Raw genomic sequence first — 16458 nt, 5'->3', positions numbered from 1 at the left:
GGCCGTCCGCGCTACCGCTCCAGCGTCGCGGCCAGCAGGTTCGGGTCCGCCAGGGTGAAGAATGCGGCGCTCGGCACGTACACGGTGTCGCCGCCGATCGCGACCGAGGTGGGGTTGGAGAGGCCGTCCGCCGCATCGAGGACCGTGTGACGGGTGCCGTCCGAGGCGAGGTGCACGACCTCGCTGGAGGGGTTGAGCGTCGCGAGCACGTCGTCCCCGGCGCCGACGAAGGCGAAGTCGTCGAACCCGTCGAGGCCCGTGGCGCGGACCTCCACCGGGCCGGCGGTGCCGTCCGGGCCGACCGGGATGCGCAGCAGGGAGCCGGTGTCGGTGTTGCCGACCCACACGGCGCCGTGGTGCACCTTGAGTCCGTTGGCGCCGAAGGCGGTGACCGGCTTGAGCAGGGCGTCGTCGGACCAGACCTCCGGGGCCCCGCCGTCCAGCGGAACGGCCCGGACCAGGCCGAGCACCGAGTCGGCGGAGTAGAGCACGCCCGCGTGCTCGTCCAGCGCGAGGCCGTTGGGCAGGCCGTCCACGGGGAACGCGGCGATCCGCTCGGGCTCGCCGCCGGGGCAGAGCCGCCAGAGGCCGGTGAGGTCCTCGGTGCCGGTGGCGTAGGTGAAGTACAGCGTGCCGTCGTGGCCGCGGGCCAGACCGGAGACGACGGCCGCGCCGAGCATGGGGGTGGCCGGGTGCTCGGGCGCGGGCAGGGTGGCCAGGACGGTGAGCCGGCCGTCCGGGCCGACCCGGCCGACCTGGCGGGCCAGGGAGAAGGTGAGGTCCACCGAGCCGTCGGGCTCCAGGGCGATGTTCTCGGGCTGGAGGTGCTCGGCGATGTCGAAGTGGGCGACGATCCGCGGGTCGGAGAGCGGTGGCGCCACGGCCACGGCCGGGGTGGCGGCCAGCAGCGCCAGCGCGAGGGCGGCGGCCGGCGCCGCGGAGAGCAGGGCGGCGCGGGCCGGGCGGGCGGATCGGTGGAACGGTCGGGGCACGGCGGTACTCCTCGGGAGGACGGACGGCCGGGCAGCGGCCTGGCGTCAGCAGAGCACGCCGCACCCGGCCGCTCCGGCGCCGCCGGGCCGTGCCGCCGCGAGGATCCCCCGGCCGGCCGCGCGCCGTCCGGACGGACGGTCAGACCGCGACCGCCGACTCCTCCATCTCCTCCTCCGCCCCCGGCTCGTCCCGGGACCCGAGGGCACCCCCGGCCCCGGCCAGGCCGCGCCTCTCGTACAGCGCCGCGGCGGTCACCAGCGCCCCCGCGGCCGCCAGCCAGAGCACCAGCACCAGCACGTTCCCGGCGAACCCGGCGCCGCCGTCGAAGTACAGCAGGCTGCGCGCGCCCTCCAGGAAGCCGGCGCCGGTCCAGAAGGAGTGCAGCCCGCCGAAGAACCCGTTCTGCAGGTCCGGCCGGTAGACACCGCCCGAGCTGGTGAAGTTCAGCATCACGAACAGCACCATCATGACCAGCGTGGTCCACCGCTTGAGGAAGCCGTGCAGGCCGATGCCGATGCCGATCACCCCGGCCGCGTACAGCCAGCCGAGCGCCCAGACCCCGGCCAGGTCGTGGTCCACCACGTGGAAGACCGGCCCGGCGGTGACGATCCCGATCACGCTCACCACGAGCGAGACGCCGAGGCCGACGAGCACCCGGATCCGCATGCTCAGCGCCGCCCCGGCCGCGCCGATCACCGCGACGCTGCCGTAGGAGCCGATGCTGAGCGCGACCAGCAGGAAGAACAGCCCCTGGCCGGTCGGGTCGCCCTGGCTCGGGGTGGTGAGATCGGTGACGGCCAGCGGCGCGCCCTGCTGTCCGGCGACGCGCTGGAACACCTTCTCGGCCGCCATCGCCGAGGTGTCCGAGTTCGCCTTGGCCACCAGCAGCTCCGGGCGGTCCGCGTCCGGCACGAAGGCCCCGACCAGCTCACGGTCCAGCAGCTGCCGCTCGGCGGCCGCCCGGTCGGGCAGCGTCGCGACGTCCAGCGCGTCGCCCGCCGCGCCCCGCACGGCTCCGGCCAGCTCCCGCGCCTGTGGGGTGGTGCCGACGACGGCGACCTTCAGGTGGTGCGGCCCGGGCTGGTGGAAGGCGCCCTGGTAGGCGAGCGCCATGCCGAGGCACATCAGCAGCGGGGTGAGCAGGTGGAGTGCCAGGTGCTTGAGCGCGTGCCCAGGGGCGGGCGCCGCGGTGGTGGTCCGGGATGTGCTCATGGGATTCGGTCCATCCTCCGACGGGAAGATCACTGCGTGGATCATTGGGTGGTAAATGCAACTATCTGGATGCAGTCTACAACCACTGCGGGGACGGACCGAAGTCCGCCCCCGCCGATCCGTCCTCGCCCGCTACGGCGTCACCCCAGCTCGAAGACCCCGTACGAGAACCCTTCCGCCCGCAGTTCGCCCGCGGCGCCGATCGTCACCCCCTGGACGTCCAGCGGCCGCGCGGTCCGACGTGCCCCGTCGGCCCCGCCGAACGCCGCCTCCGCCGGGACGACCGCCGGCTCCCGCCGCGGGTTGACCGCCACCAGGTAGCGTCCGGCCCGGGTGTAGACGAGCGGGTACCCGGCGTGCCGCACCTCCACCGAGGCCCGCGTGCCCAGGCCCGGGTGCGCCCGGCGCAGCGCGATCAGCCGCCGCACGGTGTGCAGCAGCGAGGTCGGGTCGGCCCGCTGGGTGGCGACGTCCGGCCGGTGCGGGTCCGGGTCGACCGGCAGGTAGAGCCGGTCGGCGGGCGCGGCGGAGAAGCCCGCGTTCACTCCGGGCGCCCACTGCATCGGGGTGCGCGAGCCTGCCCGGTTGTACGTCGCGCCGAGCGCGCTGCCCTCGGTGTCCGGCAGGTCCGGCACGAAGCGCATGCCGATCTCGTCGCCGTAGTAGACCGCCGGCAGGGTCGGCCAGGTGAGCAGCAGCGCGAACGCCGGGGCGAGCTGGTCGGCGGTGCGCGGCCCGGTGGCCAGCCGCGAGAAGTCGTGGTTGGCGGTGGGGAGGGCGATGTGCCCGGCGCCCTCGGTCAGTTCGGCCGCCGAGCGCCAGGCGTCCAGGAACACCTGCGGGGTGCCGCGCCCCTCGGCCTCGAAGTAGCACGGGCCCTGCTGCCAGTACTCCTTCACCGTCCCCGCGTTGTTGTTCCACAGCGAGCGCAGCGGCAGGCCGTCCCCGCCGCCGAACTGGAGGAAGAAGTCGGCGTGGAAGCCGGCGGCGACGGCGGCGGCCGGGTCGCCCCACTCGGCGAACAGCGCGGCCTGCGGGTGGTCGCGGTCGAGCCAGTCGCGCAGTTCGGTCCAGAGCTTGCCGGTCTCGACGAAGCCGGGGTCGTCCTTGACCAGCGAGGACGCCATGTCGACCCGGAAGCCCGCCACACCGAGGCCGAGCCAGTGGGCCATGATCGCGCGCAGCGCGGCGCGGTTGGCCCGCGGGCCCTCGGCGTCCACCGGCTGGCGCCAGGGCTCCCGCGGGTCCTCCCGCGCGTAGCCGAAGTTGAGCGCCGGCTGGCAGTCGAAGAAGTTCGGCCGGTACCAGCCGGCCCGGCTGCCCGGGGAGGCGACGAAGCCCTCCACCGGCCGCTCGGACCAGATGTAACGGTGGTCCGACGGGTCCTGCGCCGACGTCCGGAACCAGGGGTGCTGGTCGGAGGTGTGGCCGGCGACCAGGTCCAGCAGGATCCGGATGCCCCTGCGGCGCGCCGCCCCGACGAGGGCGGCGAGGTCGTCGGCGGTGCCGTAGCGCGGGGCGGGGGCGAAGTAGTCGGTGACGTCGTACCCCGCGTCGCGGAACGGCGAGTCGAAGCACGGGTTCAGCCAGACCGTGTCCACGCCCAGCCAGGCGAGGTGGTCGAGGTGCTCGGTGATGCCCGCGAAGTCGCCGATGCCGTCGCCGTCGGAGTCGGCGAAGGACTGGGGGTAGATCTGGTAGAGCACGGCGTCGGTCAGCCAGTCGGGGCCTGGGCGGGTCGAGGTCATGGGTGGATCCTCCTGCCGGGTGCCGGGGGGCTACCGATTCTCGTCGAATCCCGGCCGCCCCAACAGTCCGGCCCGGCCACTCCTGGACCGTCGCGCGGTTCCCGGAAGCAGCGCCGGGCCGGGGCGCGCGCCGTCCCGAGCCCCTTCCGCTCCCGCGCGCGCCCACCCACCGCGCGCTCCCGGCCGGTCGGACGGCCACCGCTCCCGGCCGCCCGACCGCGCCACGACCCGCGCGACCGCCCGCTACCGCGCCGCGCAGGCTTCGGTGAACGCCCGCGCCCGCCGGGTGATCTCGGCCCAGTCCCCGGCCGCGACCACCTCCGGCGCCACCACGTCCGTCCCGGCGCAGACCGCCAGCGCGCCCTGCGCCAGGAACTCCGCCGCGTTGCCCGCGTTGACGCCGCCGGAGGCGACCAGCGGGACGTCCGGGTACGGTCCGCGCAGGTCCTTGAAGTAGCCGGGGCCGAAGGCCCGGGCGGGGAAGATCTTCACGGCGGCGGCGCCGAGGTCCACCGCCTGGGCCACCTCGGTCGCGGTCAGCGCGCCGAGCACCACCGGGACCCGGGCCGCGTGCGCGACGTCCGCCACCTCGGGCCGCAGCCCGGGGGTGACCAGGAACGACGCGCCGACGGCGAGCCCGCTCTCGGCCTGCTCGGCGGTGAGCACCGTGCCCACCCCGACCCGGTGGCCGGCCTGCGCCGCCTCGCGCAGATGATCCGTCACATCCGGTGTGGTGAAGGTGAATTCGGTCCAGGTGATGCCCCCTTCCGCGAGCGCGGCGCAGAGCGCGGCGGCGTCCGGTATCCGCGGGGCGCGGACGACCGCGATCACCGGTTCGGCGGCGAGCGCGCCGCGGGCCGCCGCCACCATGGCCTCGGCGGAGGTCTTCCGGCCGACCGGGCTCGGGTTCGGGTTCACGGGATTGGCTTTCACAGGGCTTCCATCCATTCACTGGGATTCACGGAGCACTCGACGTCATGGGCCCGGACCTCACACGGCCTCCGCCCCCCGCCCGGTCCGGCGCAGCGCCCGCCCGGGGCGCGCGCCCGTGGCGCGGCCCCCCTCGACGACGGCGGTGCCGTTCACGTAGACGTGCTCGATGCCCGCCGCGGGCCGCCTGGGCTGCTCGAAGGTGGCGGTGTCCCGGACGCGTTCGGGGTCGAACAGGACGAGGTCGGCGTGGTACCCGGCGGCGATCCGCCCGCGCCGGTGCAGCCGCAGCCGGGCGGCCGGCCGCCCGGTCATCCGGGCGACCGCCTCCTCCAGCGTCAGCACGCCCGACTCCCGGACGTAGCGGGCCAGGTAGCGCGGGAAGGTGCCCCAGGCGCGCGGGTGCGGCCGGGCGCCGACCAGCAGCCCGTCGCTGCCGACGGTGTGCGCGCGGTGGCGCATGATCGCCCGGACGTTCTCCTCGTGGCCGACGTGCTGGAGGATGGTGGTCGCCAGCCCGTCCCGCAGCAGCAGGTCGAGGAAGACCTCGGTGCCGCTGCGGCCCTGCTCGGCGGCGAGTTCGGCGACGGTGCGGCCGACCGCGCCGGCGAGTTCCGGGGCGCCGACACCGGAGAGCTGGATGGTCGCCCAGTCGGTGACCACTCCGTGGCAGCCGTCGCTGCCCTTCTCCTCCACCTCGTAGCGGATCCGCTCGCGCGCCGCCGGGTCGCCGAGCCGGGTCAGGGTGGCCTCCGGGCCGCCCTCGGTGGCCCAACTGGGCAGCAGCGCCGCCAGGGTGGTGGATCCGGGCAGGTAGGGGTAGCTGTCCAGGGTGAGGTCCACCCCGTCGGCGAGCGCCCGGTCGACCAGGTCCAGCAGCTCGCCGGCCCGGCCCTCGTTGACGCCGAAGTTCATCGTGGCGTGGGTGAGGTGGAGCGGGCAGCCGGACCGCCGGGCGATCTCGACCATCTCCGCGTACCCCTCCAGCGCGCCCGCGCCGTAGGAGCGCTGGTGCGGCGCGTGGAAGCCGCCGTATCCGGCGACGACCCGGCAGAGCTCGACCAGTTCCTCGGTACCGGCGTACATCCCGGGGGTGTACGTCAGACCGCTGGACATGCCGACCGCGCCCTCGGCCAGGCCCTGCGCCAACAGCTCGCGCATCCGGTCGAGTTCGGCCGCGCTCGGGGCCCGGTTCTCCCAGCCCACCGCGAGCATCCGCAGCGAGCCGTGCGGCACCAGGTAGCAGGCGTTGACGGCGGGACCGGTGCGGTCCAGCCGGTCCAGGTAGCCGCCGACGGTCCGCCAGTCCCAGTCGAAACCCTCCGGGTCGCCGTTCCAGCCGGCGATCTGGCGGCGCAGCGCGGGCAGCGTGGTGTCGTCGACCGGCGCGTAGGACAGGCCGTCCTGGCCGAGGACCTCGCAGGTGACGCCCTGGGTGACCTTGGCCGGGTGCTCGGGTTCGCGCAGCAGGGCGAGGTCGGAGTGGGCGTGCATGTCGATGAACCCGGGGGCCAGCACCAGCCCGTCCGCGTCCACCGTGCGCGCCGCGCCGCCCGCCGCGGTGCCGGGGTCGGCGACCTCGACGATCACCCCGTCGGCGATCCGGACGTCCGCCCGGTACCGCCCGGCGCCCGTGCCGTCGACGACGGTGGCGCCCCGGAAGACCGTGCCCCGGACGGTCGTGCCACGGGGGACCGCGCCACGGCCGTCGCCCGGTGCCCCGCCCATCAGAAGAACGTCCTGACCAGCCCGGTGACCTTCGGCTCCGCCGCCGAGGCGTCGTCCAGCACGGGGATCAGCGCCCACTTGTCGAAGGCCGTGCACGGGTGCGAGACCCCGAGCCGCAGCACCGCGCCGACCGGGGCGAGGTCGCCCGCGTCGCGCAGGAAGGCGTGCTGGTCGTTGAGCGCGGTGATCCGCGCCGCCGTGCCCGTCAGCTCGGCGCCGCCCCGCACCGCCTGCGGCTCCGGCAGGCCCTCGTCGAACGGCAGGTCGCGCTTGCCCGCGTCCAGCAGGGCCAGCTGCGGCTCCGGCCGGGATACCACCCGGGCCCAGCCGTGCAGCGCGGCCCGCAGCGCCCCGCCGCCGGAGGCACCGGCGGCCCCGCGCGCCAGTGGCGAGATCCCCCGGTAAAAGCCGTCGTCGTGCGCGATGTACGCGCCCGAGCGGAGCACCACGAACGCCTCCGGCAGCGCGCCCAGCTCCTCGGCGACCAGGTCGAAGTAGGCGCTGCCGCCGGCCGTCACCAGCGGCGCGGCCCCGTCCGCGTAGCGGCCGGCGAGCCGCCCGTGCAGCTCGGCCAGCGACCGCAGGTAGCCGCGCACGGCGGCCAGCCCGGCCTCGCTCGCGTCGTGGGCCAGCGCGCCCTCGTAGCCGCCGATGCCGGCCAGCCGGAGGGTCGGCGCGGCGCGGACGGCGTCCGCGATCCCGACCGCCGCGTCGACGCCGCGCGCGCCGGTGCGCCCGCCCGGGCCGCCGAGTTCGACCAGCACCTCCACCGGGCGCTCGGCGCCGGCCGCGCGCAGCGCCCCGTCCATCAGCCGGACGCTCTCCACGGAGTCCACCCAGGAGACGAAGGCGAAGTCCGGGTCGGCGGCCAGTTCGCCCGCCAGCCAGCGCAGGCCGGCCGGGTCCAGCAGGGAGTTGGCGAGCAGCACCCGCCGCACGCCGAAGGCCCGGGCGACCCGCAGCTGCGGCAGGTTGGCGAGGGTGATGCCGTGGCTGCCGGCGGCCAGCTGGGCCTGCCAGAGCGCGGGCGCCATGGTGGTCTTGCCGTGCGGGGCGAGCGCCACGCCGGCGTCGGCGCACCAGCGGGCCATGGTGCGCAGGTTGTGGTCGAGGGCGCCCGCGTCGAGGGTGAGCAGCGGGGTGCCGAGGTCGGCGAGGGCGGGGCCGGTTTCCAGGTACTGGCGGACGGTCAGGCCCGCGGCGGCCGGGGGCAGCGCTTTGAACCGCCAGTCGAGCACCTCCTCGGCCAGCGCCGCCACCGCTCGGGTGTCGAGGCCGGGGCCGGTGCCGCTGCTTGCGAAGGTCTGGTCCACCGTCTTCCTCCATCTGCCATGTTGCAACATGCGCAATGAGGGTTGCACATGCTGGCAGCACGGTTCTAGCATCGGCGCCGGACGAAGGTCAACGACAGCCGCCCGCCGTACGCGGGTCAGGCCGGCTCGCCGCAGCACCCCCACCCGGCCGGACCGCAGCACTCCGAGGAGCCCAGCAGATGCCACGCCAGGACGCCGCCGTGAGCCCGGGCACCCCACCGCCCGGCCGTCCGGCGGCCGCCCCGTCCGCCCCCGGCCCGGCATCCGCCCCGGAACCCGCCGCCGCCGACCCCGCGCGGCCCGCCGCCCCGGTGGCCGTCTGCGTGGGCGAGTCGATGGCCGTGCTCCTCCCGGACCGGCCCGGGCCGCTGGAGTCCGTGGAGAGCTTCCGCCTCTCGGTCGGCGGCGCGGAGTCCAACGTGGCCGGTGCGCTGACCGCCCTGGGGGTGCCGAGCGCCTGGATCAGCCGGGTGGGCGACGACGGCTTCGGCCGCCGCCTGCTCGGCGAACTGACCGCCCGCGGGGTGGACGTCTCCGCGGTCGCCGTCGACCCGCACCGCCCGACCGGCCTGTACCTCAAGGAGGTCGGCGGCGCCACCGGCGAGCGCCACGACCTCGGCCCGGGCCGCAGCCGGCTGCACTACCACCGACGGGGCTCGGCCGCCGCCGCCCTCTCCCCCGCCCTGCTGACCGACCCGGCCGCCGCCCGGCTGCTGGCCGGGGCCCGGCTGCTGCACCTGTCCGGCATCACCGCCGCCCTCTCCGACGACTGCCTCGCCCTGCTCCGCGCCCTGCTCGCCGACCGCCGCCCCGGCCGACTGGTCAGCTTCGACCTCAACTGGCGCCCCGCGCTCTGGCGCGAGCGCGACCCCTCGGTGCTGCCGCCGCTGCTGGACGCCGCCGACCTGCTGCTGCTCGGCGCCGACGAGGCGGAGACCGCCTTCGGCACCGGCGATCCGCACGCGCTGCGCCGGCGTTTCCCCTCCCCCGCCACCCTGGTGGTCAAGGACGCCGCCCGGCTGGTCACCGCGGTCGAGCGGGACGGCAGCGCCGTCACCGAACCGGCGCTGGCCGTCGAGGTGGTCGAGGCGACCGGGGCGGGGGACGCCTTCGCCGCCGGCTACCTGGCCGGCACCGTCCGCGGCCTCGACCAGCGGCGCCGGCTGCGGCTGGGCCACCTGAGCGCGGCCTGCGCCCTGACCGCCCACGGCGACCAGGCCGAGCTGCCCCCGGCCGAGGTGGTCGCGGCCCTGCTCGACGCCGCGCCCGAGGACTGGGCGGCCACCCGGGTGTCGGCGGATGGCATCGTGTCCCCTGTCCTGTCCGCACCGGCCACCGCCCCGGCCCTTGGAGCACCATGAGCCAGACCGTCACCCGCGCCCTGCGCATCCTCGCCGAGCTCGGCGAGGGCGAGCGTTCCCTGGACCAGCTGGCCGAGGTGCTCGGCGTGCACAAGACGACCGTGCTGCGACTGCTCCAGTCCCTCGAAGAGGAACGATTCGTCTACCGGGACGCCGGCTACCGCTACCACCTGGGCGCGGGCCTGTTCGCCCTCTCCGGCCTGGCCCTGGAACAGCGCGGGGTGCGCCGGATCGCCGCCCCGCACCTGGCCGAGCTGAACGCCGCCACCGGCCAGACCGTGCACCTGGCCGCGTACGAGGGCGGCGAGGTGGTCTACATCGACAAGTACGACTCCCGCCACCCGGTGCGGATGTACTCGCGGATCGGCCTGCGCGCCGCGCTGCACAGCGCCGCCGTCTCCAAGGTGCTGCTCGCCGACCTGCCCGCGCCGGAGCGCCGCCGGGTGGTGGCCGGCATCGACTTCGTGCCGCACACCCCGCGCACCCTGGCCACACCCGAGGCGCTGCTCGCGGAGCTGGAGAAGGTCGCCGCCCAGGGCTGGGCGCAGGACCACGCCGAGCACGAGGCGTTCATCAACTGCGTGGCCGCGCCGATCCGGGACGCCAGCGGCCGGGTGGTCGCCGCCGCCTCGATCTCCGTGCCCGACGTCGTCCTCCCGTACGAGCAGGTGCTGGAGCTGCTGCCGCAGTTGCTCGCCACCACCCGGGCGGTCTCCGCCGACTGCGGCCAGCTCCCGCACCACCCCTGACCCCGCCCCGGACCGTCCCCCCGATCCCCGACCGCACCCCACCGAGGAAGCGAACCGCATGAGCGACAAGACCGAGATCCGCACCGACGGCGCCCCCGCCCCGGCCTGGATGTTCTCCCAGGGCGTCCGCAAGGGCCCGATCCTGCAGGTCTCCGGCCAGGGCCCGCAGGACCCGGCCACCGGCGAGTACCTGTACCACGGCGACGTGAAGGCGCAGACCCGCCGGACGCTGGAGAACGTCAAGGCGATCGTCGAGGCGGGCGGCGCCACCATCGAGGACGTGGTGATGTTCCGCGTGTACCTCACCAAGCGCGCCGACTTCCCGCTGATGAACGAGGTCTACGCCGAGTTCATCGACGAGAACATCGAGCCCGGCGGCGTGAAGCCCTGCCGCACCACGATCTTCGTCGAGCTGCCGCAGGAGCCGATGCTGGTGGAGATCGACGCCCAGGCCGTCATCGGCTGACCCCCGCGACGAGCGCGCCAGGGCCCGGACCTCGTGTCCGGGCCCTGGCGCGTCATCCGCCCCCGGCGGCGCCTTGCCCTCCCCTCCCCCGACTCATTAGGTTAGGCTCACCTAACTATCAGGCAGGCAGCCCGCCGGAGGTCCCGCACCCATGAGCCCGCACCCCCTCGACGCCGAGACTTCCCCGACCGGCGAGACCGGCGAGACCGCCGGGATTCCCGGGCCGGCCGACACCGCCGAGGTCCCCGAGCCGAGCGCCGCCGAGCGGATCGCCGGCCTGCTCACCGCCGCCTCCTCGGTGGTCCTCCGCGCCTGCGGCGAGCACCATGAACTCTCCACCCCCGTCTCGGTGCACGGCTCCCGGCTGCGGCTGCGCGCCCCGCTCGACGCCCCGCTCACCGTCGCCATCGCCCGCGAGCAGGACGGCCTCGCCGTCGTGCTCGACCTCACCGACATCGCCCCGGTCGCCGTGCGCGACCGGGTCCGCGGCCGCCTCACCCTGGCCGGCCGGCTGCACCTGGCCCACCTCGCCGACGACGGCCTGAGCGTCCACCTCCGCCTGGACGTCGCCCACGCCGTGCTCTCCACCCCGTACGGCACCAGCGCGATCACCGGCGCCGACCTCGCGGCCGCCGGCCCCGACCCGCTGGCCCGCTACGAGGCCGGCCTGCTCACCCACCTGGCCGACGACCACCCGGACGCGCTCGCCGTGCTCACCCGCCTGCTCGACCCGGCGCTGCTCGCCGGACTCCCCGCCGTGCGCCCGCTCGCCCTCGACCGGTACGGCCTGGTGCTCCGCCTGGACCACCCGCACGGCCACCGCGACGTCCGCCTGGTCTTCCCCGAACCGGCCCGCGACGCCGACGACTTCGGCCACCGGGTGCACCAGCTGCTGACCGCCGCCGAACAGGCGCTGCCGGCCCGCCGGCCGTGACGCGGCGTCCGCCGGCGCGTCGTCATATCCCCACCGGCGCGGCCTCGTCGGAGCGCTCCACCGCGTCCTCCAGGACGATCCGCCCCATCCGGGCGTACCGCTCCGGCCGGCGGGCGCGCATCCACAGCGCCAGCCCGATCCCGCCCAGGAAGGTCCCGATCACCAGGTACGGGATCAGCCGGAAGAGCGGCGTACCGGCGGCCGCTCCGGCGGCGGCGTCCTTGTGGATCACCAACAGGGCCACCACCCCCGCCATCGCCACCCCGCCGGCCAGCGGCGCGACCAGCGTCCGGAACCAGTGCCCGGTCCCCGGGTGCCGGCCCTGCACGTGGAAATAGCCGACCACCGCGAAGGAACAGAGCGTCTGCACGATCAGGATCGCCATCGTCCCGAGCAGCGCCATCAGCGTGTACAGGTGCACGTACGGATCCAGCCCGGCCGCCAGGAATCCGGCCACCAGCGCCACCGCGATCAGCGACTGCACCACCGAGGCGACGTGCGGCGAGCCGTACCTGGGATGGGTGCGCCCGAGTGCCGGGTGGATGAACCCCTCGCGCCCGATCGCGTACAGGTACCGGGCCGCGCACTGGTGGAAGGCCATCGCGCAGGCGAAGGAGCCGCTCACCACCAGCCACTGGAACACCGTGACCGCCCAGCCGCCGAGGTGCTCGCCGAGCGGGTCGAAGAACAGGCTGGTGCCGTCCTTGCCCGGCACCAGGCCCTGGGCGACCTCCACCGCGTGCCGCACGCCGTTGCCGGAGACGATCATCCAGGAGACGAGGACGTAGAACAGCCCGACCCCGACCACCGAGATCAGCGTCGCCCTCGGCACCACCCGCTTCGGGTCGCGGGACTCCTCGCCGTACATCGCGGTGGACTCGAAGCCCACCCAGGAGCAGAACGCGAAGAACAGCCCCAGCCCGGCGCCCGCCGACCCGGCCCCGTCCACGCCGCGGAAGGCGTTCAGCGGATCGACCGCCCGCCCGACGATCCCGTCCGGCCCGCCGCCGGTGAGCAGCACGGCCAGCGAGACGGCGCCCAGCACGGCGACCTCCAGCACCAGCGCCACCCCGAGCACCCGCGCGGTCAGGTGCAGGTCGAACCAGGCCATCACCCCGATCACCAGCAGCCCGAGCGCCGCGTACCAGCCCCAGGGCGGCTCCACCCCCAGCTGCGCGGCGACCAGCCCGCGCAGCGCGTACGCGAAGAAGCCGATCACCGCCGCCTCGAAGACGATGTAGGCGAGCACCGCCAGCAGACCCGACGCCATCCCGACGACCCGGCCGAGCCCGTGCGAGATGTAGCCGTAGAACGCCCCGGCCGAGGTGAGATGGCGGGCCATCGCCACGTAGCCGATCGAGAAGACGGTGAGCACCAGGGTCGCGAAGACGTACGCGGCGGGCGCGCCGGCGCCGTTGCCCTGGCCGATGACGATCGGGAGGTTGCCGGTCATCGCGGTGATCGGCGCCGCCGTGGCGACCGCCATGAACACCACGCCCGGCAGGCCGACCGAGTCCGCCTTCAGCCGGTCCACCTCCGGGCGCGACTCCGCCTGCCCGCTCTGGTCGGCCATCCGGCCCCCTTCACCCGCCGTGGCTGTGCCGCCCGCCGGACCGGTCGGACGATGACTGCCCGACAGCATCGGGGCGCGGCGGGCGAGCCCGCAACGAGAGGTGACCCGCCGTCACCCTCACAGGGTTGACGCGCCGTTCGAAGCCCCGGTCGTCCCGTTCGACCGGAAACGGCGACGGCCGGCCCGGCCCGCGAGAGGTCTCGCGAACCGGGCCGGCCGGACGGGCGTGTCCCGCGCCCGTCGGTCCACTGGAGGTGCGGCGATCACCCGGTCGAGCGGTCACCCGACATGACCATTCCGGAGGAGTCGTTTCGCCCCGCACCCAGCGGTGGCTGGTGCGATCCGGCCCGAGGGTCAGATCGAGACGCCGTGCGCCCGCAGGTAGGCGATCGGGTCGATGTCCGAGCCGTACTCCGAGCCGGTGCGGACCTCGAAGTGCAGGTGCGGGCCGGTCACGTTGCCGGTCGCGCCGGAGAGGCCGATCTGCTGGCCGACGGTGACGGTCTGGCCGACCTTGACGCCGATCGAGGACAGGTGCGCGTACTGGGCGTACTTGCCGTCGGCGAGCTTGATCTCGACCTCGTTGCCGTAGGCGCCGCCGTTGCCGGCCTTCACCACGGTGCCGGCCGCGATGGCGCGCAGCGGGGTCCCGGTCGAGGCGACGAAGTCGGCGCCGGTGTGGTGACCGGAGGCCCACATCGAGCCGGCCACGCCGTAGGCGGTGCCGAGCTTCGGGTTGGCCAGCGGGGCGACGAAGCCGGAGGTGGCGGCGACGACCGGGGTCGCCACCGGGGCGGCGACGGTCTGGGGCTGGACGGCGGGCTTGACGGCCGGGGCGGCAGGCTTGACGGCCGGGGCGGCCGGCTTGGCGGCGGTGGTGGCGGGGGCGGCCGGCTTCGGGGCGGCCGGCTTCACCGCGTCCTGCGAGACCTTCGGCTTGGCGGCGGGCGCGGCCGGCTTGGCGGCCGGGGCGGCCTTGGCGCCGAGCGCGAGCTGCTGGCCCGGGAAGATGAGGTTCGGGTTGGCGCCGATGACCGAGCGGTTGTGCTCGTACAGCGCCTGCCAGCCGCCGTCCACGTTCTTCGCGGCGGCGATCTTCGAGAGGGTGTCCCCACCGACGACCTTGTAGCTGTCCGCGACCGGGGCGGCGGCCGGGGCGGCCGGGGCGGCGGGAGCGGCCGGAGCGGTCTTCGCGGCCGGAGCGGTCTTCGCGGCCGGGGCGGCCGGGACCTCGTGGGCCTGGGCGGTGACGGTGGTCACCAGCGGGAGGGCGAAGGCGGCACCGGTGACGGCGGTGGCGATGCCGATCCGGGCGGCGCGGGGCAGGGCGATACGACGAGCCTGTGCGGGCATGGAAAATGTCCTCTCCGACGCCTGCGAGGTGAGCTGTCGGGTTCGGGCTGGAGTTGCCCGGCCGCGTGAAAGGCGGCTTCACCCCAAGCCGGTCCGCGAAGAATTCGGGTCCGGCGACTTACCTGTGGGTCCCCCGCTCCTGCCGTACAGAGTTCGTTGCGTACCACCGGGCAGCGGCAGGACTAGGCGTTCCACCCGGTGGCCACCCGGGCTGACGCCGGGCGGTCGCTGAACTAAAACTCATCCGTTCGGGTGAAGCAATGTCGATCTCCACGACCCGGGACCAAAGTCCGCACCCCCGTGACACTCCGCCGAAAAGGCATGCACAGTACGCACACAATCCATTCACAGTGCGCAGGTGATCCACGACCCTGCGCCGACATCGGAGTCGGTACGCACACGATCACTCACGCAGCGGAGATCCCCCGACACACCCCCGGTGACCCTTGTCACGTCGGCCCCGCGGGACGGACCATGGGCCGTGGCCACCTCCGAGGCCGGCACCCTGCGGTTGAGCACCGCGCGGGGTCGCTGGGTACTTCTGGCGACGGTGCTCGGCTCCAGCATGGCGATGCTCGACGGAACCGTCGTGAACGTCGCGCTGCCCCGGATCGGCGCCGATCTCGGCGCCCAGCTCGACGCCCTGCAATGGACGCTCAACGCCTATCTGCTCACCCTGGCGGGCCTGATCCTGCTCGGCGGAGCGCTCGGCGACCGGTACGGCCGGCGCCGGGTCTTCCTGCTCGGCGTGGTCTGGTTCGCCGCCGCCTCCGCGGCCTGCGCCGCCGCGCCCACCATCGAGGTGCTGATCCTGGCGCGTGCCGTGCAGGGCATCGGCGGGGCGCTGCTCACCCCCGGCTCGCTGGCGATGCTCCAGGCGGTCTTCCACCCGGAGGACCGCTCGGCGGCCGTCGGCCTCTGGTCGGGGTTCGGCGGGGTCTCGGCGGCGGTCGGCCCGTTCCTCGGCGGCTGGCTGGTGGACGGGCCCGGCTGGCGCTGGATCTTCCTGCTGAACCTGCCGCTGGCGGCGCTGGTGGTGGTGGTCTCCGCCCGGCACGTGCCGGAGAGCCGGGACGAGTCCGCGACCGGCCGCTTCGACGTGCTCGGCGCGGTGCTGGCCGCCCTGGCGCTGGGCACGGTCACCTATGCGCTGACCGCCGCCGGGAACGGCCTGTCCGCCGTGGTCTGGGTCACCGGCGTGGCGGGCCTGCTGCTGGGCGCCGCCTTCATCACCGTCGAGCGCCGCACCCCGGAGCCGATGCTGCCGCTCGGCCTCTTCTCCTCACGGCTGTTCACCGCCGTGAACCTGGTCACCCTCGCCGTCTACGCGGCGTTCAGCGGCGTCTTCTTCCTGCTGGTCGTCCAGTTGCAGATCGTCTCCGGCTTCTCCCCGCTGGTCTCCGGGCTGGCCCTGGTGCCGATCACCGTGATCATGCTGGCGCTGTCCGCCCGGGCCGGCCGGCTGGGCAAGCGGATCGGCCCCCGGCTGCCGCTCACCGTCGGCCCGATGCTCTGCGCGGCGGGCGTGCTGCTGATGCTGCGGATCGGCCCCGACGCCTCGTACTGGACGGACGTGCTGCCCGCCGCCGCGGTGATGGGCAGCGGCATGGTGCTGCTGGTCGCCCCGCTGACCGCCACCGTGCTGGCGGCGGTGGAGGTGCGGCACGCGGGCATCGCCAGCGGCGTCAACAACGCCGCGGCCCGGGCGGCCGGCCTCTTGGCGGTCGCCGCGCTGCCCGCGCTGGCCGGCCTGAGCGGCGACGCCTACCGGGTCCCCGACGCGGTCGACTCCGCCTTCCGCACGGCGATGCTGATCTGCGCCGGGCTGCTCGTGGCCGGCGGTCTGATCGCGCTGGTCACCGTGCACGGCAACGTCCTGGCCCCGGAGGACGCGCACCCGGTGGCCGAGCCGGACTGCCGCTACGCGTGCGCCACCAACGCCCCGCCCCTGGACCCCGGCCACCCCGCCGCCACCCGGGCCGAGCACGGCGAGAGCCCCGCCGCCTGACCGGCGACGGGGCGGTGACTCGCCTGCCCGGGGCGCTCCGGCCATTCGGCACCGGCGCACCCCCCGGTTCGGGGCGTCACCTGCCCGCCC

The 16458-nt window shown here is 75.2% G+C and carries 13 protein-coding genes and 1 riboswitch; of the genes, 5 read left to right on the top strand and 8 right to left on the bottom strand.

Going from position 1 to position 16458, the window contains the following annotated elements; all coding sequences use genetic code 11:
- Positions 1-11: 11 nt before the first annotated feature.
- The 6 genes from ABT093_RS07035 to ABT093_RS07010 form a co-directional block, all read right to left on the bottom strand.
- A complete protein-coding gene (locus ABT093_RS07035; RefSeq protein ID WP_350561256.1) occupies positions 12-992 on the bottom strand; it encodes an SMP-30/gluconolactonase/LRE family protein in 981 nt (326 codons plus the stop codon).
- Between the two features lie 139 nt (positions 993-1131).
- A complete protein-coding gene (locus ABT093_RS07030) occupies positions 1132-2205 on the bottom strand; it encodes a hypothetical protein (protein ID WP_350561254.1) in 1074 nt (357 codons plus the stop codon).
- 140 nt (positions 2206-2345) lie between these two features.
- Positions 2346-3953, bottom strand: a complete 1608-nt coding sequence (locus ABT093_RS07025) for an alpha-amylase family glycosyl hydrolase (RefSeq protein ID WP_350561252.1) — start codon at positions 3951-3953, stop codon at positions 2346-2348.
- Between the two features lie 243 nt (positions 3954-4196).
- Positions 4197-4871 carry a bifunctional 4-hydroxy-2-oxoglutarate aldolase/2-dehydro-3-deoxy-phosphogluconate aldolase gene (locus tag ABT093_RS07020; RefSeq protein WP_350561250.1) on the bottom strand — a complete coding sequence of 225 codons (675 nt, stop codon included), beginning with the start codon at positions 4869-4871 and terminating at the stop codon, positions 4197-4199.
- A gap of 72 nt (positions 4872-4943) precedes the next feature.
- Positions 4944-6611 (bottom strand): N-acyl-D-amino-acid deacylase family protein, encoded by a 1668-nt coding sequence (locus tag ABT093_RS07015; protein WP_350561247.1) that lies wholly within the window; start codon positions 6609-6611, stop codon positions 4944-4946.
- Entirely contained in the window at positions 6611-7924 is a 1314-nt protein-coding gene (locus ABT093_RS07010) for a type III PLP-dependent enzyme domain-containing protein (protein ID WP_350561245.1), read from the bottom strand. Before ABT093_RS07010 ends, ABT093_RS07015 begins: the two co-directional genes overlap by 1 nt.
- Positions 7925-8103: 179 nt before the next feature.
- On the opposite strand from ABT093_RS07010, the gene ABT093_RS07005 reads away from it, so the two are divergent.
- The 4 genes from ABT093_RS07005 (at position 8104) to ABT093_RS06990 (ending at position 11434) form a co-directional block, all read left to right on the top strand.
- Positions 8104-9285 (top strand): sugar kinase, encoded by a 1182-nt coding sequence (locus ABT093_RS07005; protein WP_350561243.1) that lies wholly within the window; start codon positions 8104-8106, stop codon positions 9283-9285.
- A complete protein-coding gene (locus tag ABT093_RS07000; RefSeq protein WP_350561241.1) occupies positions 9282-10034 on the top strand; it encodes an IclR family transcriptional regulator in 753 nt (250 codons plus the stop codon). The genes ABT093_RS07005 and ABT093_RS07000 overlap by 4 nt, the downstream gene beginning before the upstream one ends.
- A 58-nt stretch (positions 10035-10092) precedes the next feature.
- Positions 10093-10500 carry a RidA family protein gene (locus tag ABT093_RS06995; protein ID WP_350561239.1) on the top strand — a complete coding sequence of 136 codons (408 nt, stop codon included), beginning with the start codon at positions 10093-10095 and terminating at the stop codon, positions 10498-10500.
- A 151-nt stretch (positions 10501-10651) separates the two neighbouring features.
- Positions 10652-11434: a DUF2470 domain-containing protein gene (locus ABT093_RS06990; RefSeq protein ID WP_350561237.1), complete on the top strand. Its 783-nt coding sequence runs from the start codon at positions 10652-10654 to the stop codon at positions 11432-11434.
- A 22-nt stretch (positions 11435-11456) separates the two neighbouring features.
- On the opposite strand, the gene ABT093_RS06985 is transcribed toward ABT093_RS06990, so the two are convergent.
- Together ABT093_RS06985 and ABT093_RS06980 are read right to left on the bottom strand one after the other, a co-directional pair.
- Positions 11457-13007 carry an APC family permease gene (locus ABT093_RS06985; RefSeq protein WP_350561235.1) on the bottom strand — a complete coding sequence of 517 codons (1551 nt, stop codon included), beginning with the start codon at positions 13005-13007 and terminating at the stop codon, positions 11457-11459.
- Between the two features lie 354 nt (positions 13008-13361).
- Complete coding sequence (locus ABT093_RS06980; protein ID WP_350561233.1) at positions 13362-14360, bottom strand: M23 family metallopeptidase; 999 nt, start codon at positions 14358-14360, stop codon at positions 13362-13364.
- Between the two features lie 3 nt (positions 14361-14363).
- Positions 14364-14531, bottom strand: a riboswitch (cyclic di-AMP (ydaO/yuaA leader).
- Positions 14532-14841: 310 nt separating this feature from the next.
- Here ABT093_RS06980 and ABT093_RS06975 point away from each other — a divergent pair.
- Entirely contained in the window at positions 14842-16368 is a 1527-nt protein-coding gene (locus ABT093_RS06975; RefSeq protein WP_350561231.1) for an MFS transporter, read from the top strand.
- Positions 16369-16458: the final 90 nt, after the last annotated feature.

The organism is Kitasatospora sp. NPDC002551 (assembly GCF_040296005.1).
In the GTDB taxonomy this organism is placed as follows: domain Bacteria; phylum Actinomycetota; class Actinomycetes; order Streptomycetales; family Streptomycetaceae; genus Kitasatospora.
This window is presented reverse-complemented; position numbering and strand designations above follow the sequence as displayed.